At 32.5% G+C, this 2,277-nt stretch carries 3 protein-coding genes; all 3 read left to right on the top strand.

All coding sequences use genetic code 11. The annotated features are described in order from the left end of the window. The first annotated feature begins 240 nt into the window (after window positions 1–240). The 3 genes from B0A64_RS24815 (at window position 241) to B0A64_RS24805 (ending at window position 2,101) form a co-directional block, all read left to right on the top strand. Window positions 241–696, top strand: a complete 456-nt coding sequence (locus B0A64_RS24815; protein WP_089482108.1) for a hypothetical protein — start codon at window positions 241–243, stop codon at window positions 694–696. 8 nt (window positions 697–704) lie between these two features. Then, entirely contained in the window at window positions 705–1,295 is a 591-nt protein-coding gene (locus B0A64_RS24810; RefSeq protein WP_089482107.1) for a Crp/Fnr family transcriptional regulator, read from the top strand. 71 nt (window positions 1,296–1,366) lie between these two features. After that, the gene (locus B0A64_RS24805) at window positions 1,367–2,101 is read left to right on the top strand and encodes a GNAT family N-acetyltransferase (RefSeq protein ID WP_089482106.1); all 735 of its coding nucleotides are present in this window, start codon (window positions 1,367–1,369) and stop codon (window positions 2,099–2,101) included. Window positions 2,102–2,277 lie beyond the last annotated feature (176 nt).

Below are 2,277 nucleotides of genomic sequence, written 5' to 3'. Positions count from 1 at the left end.
TTAACCGTTAATTATTTATTTTTTGAGATGAAAACGCTGCGAGACTTAGGTTTCGCAGCGTTTTTTATATAATAGAATTCCCTAATATAATTTAGAAGAAAACTAAATTTGAATAATTTTATTGAATATATTCGCTTACGAAAAGGATTATCTCAAAATAGATCACAACAAATTGTATTTATGAAGCTATCCTTTTTGCTAATTAAGATCAAAAATTCACTTAATCAATCTATTCGACCTATGAAAAAAATAGCCTGCATTGCCATTTTAGCTTTATTATTTACAAATTGTAAAAAAAGTACTCCGGATGAGACATTAAAATCAGTAAAAAAACCGGTAACAACCCATGTTACTGTACAAGAGGAAAAGGCAAAAGAGGAAAAAGAAGAATGCAAGGATATCGAAGTCGAAATGGGATCCGGAAGAGAATGTATCATAAAAAGTACCGATCTTGAAAAAGCCTATAAAAATATTATCAAAAAGAAAGAAGTAGAAGAAACTGACTATTTTTTAAGTGCAATTCCAACTAAAAATAAATCTGTCGAAGTAAATAAAAATGGATTAATCTCAATTGATTATGAAATTACAACAAATAAAGTTGCGATTACAATGAATTATGAAGGCGGTGTCACAGAAGTTACGCTTGAAAAAATTAAAGAAACTATCAAAAAGAGTATTTATCATTATGCTGATTAAATCCTGAAATGAAATACCAAAATATCCTAAAATCAAAATTTGAAAGCTATGCTCCTGTTTCAGCAGCATCCTGGCAATTGATCGAAAATATCATTGAAGAAAGATCCGTAAAAAAAGGAGAATTACTTTTGCAAAACGGAGAAATTGCAAAAGAAATCTATTTTGTTGCCAAAGGTGCATTACGCGCTTTTATTACGGATCAGGCAGGAAATATTTATAATAAAAACATTTTTCTCGAAGGTGATTTTGCAGGTTCTACCGCTTCTTTAATCCAGCAAATACCGTCTTACTTTGCCATTGAAGCACTGGAAGAATCCATTTTGATCAACATCAATTATAAAAAATACAGAGAACTGATTTTTAAAAACGATGACCTGAAAAACTTCTACATCGCCTACTTAGAAAGAAACTGGGTAATCGAAAAAGAAAAAAGAGAAATTTCATTGGTTATGGAAAACGCAACCGAAAGATATCTGGACCTTTTATCGAAACATCCTGATATTTCGGAGCGAATTGCATTGTTGCATATTGCATCACATTTAGGCATTACACCAACACAGTTAAGCCGCATTAGAAAAACGCTCGAGAAAGATTTGTAAAATCAACCTATGTAAAGATTTCTGATACAGGCGCAACTTATCTTTGTCCTAAATATCATAATTAGATCCAAATGAAAAAGATAAATCTGACCCAAAACAATATTAATAATCTTACCAGATTGTGGCAAACCGTAGGAACCCCTTTCCTATCCTATCATAAAAATGATACGTTCGAATATTGCAAAATCGAAAATTCAGGTTGGCCCAATAAATTATGGTTTCGGGAAGATATTACCAAAAACCATTTGCCTGAAATTATACAAACAATGCGATCTCATCCGGATTTGGTTTTGCCTTATTGGGATATCTTCGAAACACAATCTTATGAAATACTTGAGGCTTACGGATTTAAACTAAAAACAGAACAAGTTGCGATGGCGCTTGAATTAGATCAGGAATTTACATTGCAAAATACGCTAAGTTTTAAAAAAGTTGCTACGGAACAAGATGCAAAAATCTGGTCAGATTTATACCCAAGTGCTTTTGGTTATATCATTAGCAAAGAAATCTTGGTTCAGAATCATAATAATGTTCACTTTTATCTGGTTTCGCTGGAAAATCAGCCAATTGGTACTTTTATGCTGTTTCAAACCGAAAATAATATCGGAATTCACGGTGTTGGCGTTATCCCGGAAATGCGCAGAAAAGGTTTCGCCGAAGAAATCATGAAATTTGCCCTCAATCTTTCTATAGCGCTCAATGCCAATTATGCTTTACTACAAGCCTCTGTAATGGGAAAAGCTATTTATACCAGATTAGGTTTTGAGGATCTGTTTGTGATTAAGAATTATGTTTTGAAGGCTTAGTAAATGGCACGCGGATGACACGGATTTAAAACGGATTTTTCTTTTTCTTTTAATCTCATCATCTCAGGAACGAAGGATAACAAACCATTTGTTTACAAAATCCAAAAAATCTTTCCTCTTTATTCTATCCTCTTTATTCTATCCTCTTTATTCTACCCTCTTTATTCTATTCTCTT

Origin of the sequence: Flavobacterium araucananum (genome assembly GCF_002222055.1) — a bacterium.
Lineage (GTDB): Bacteria > Bacteroidota > Bacteroidia > Flavobacteriales > Flavobacteriaceae > Flavobacterium > Flavobacterium araucananum.
Note: the sequence above shows the minus strand (reverse complement) of the source record. Positions and strands in the feature narration are given on the sequence as shown.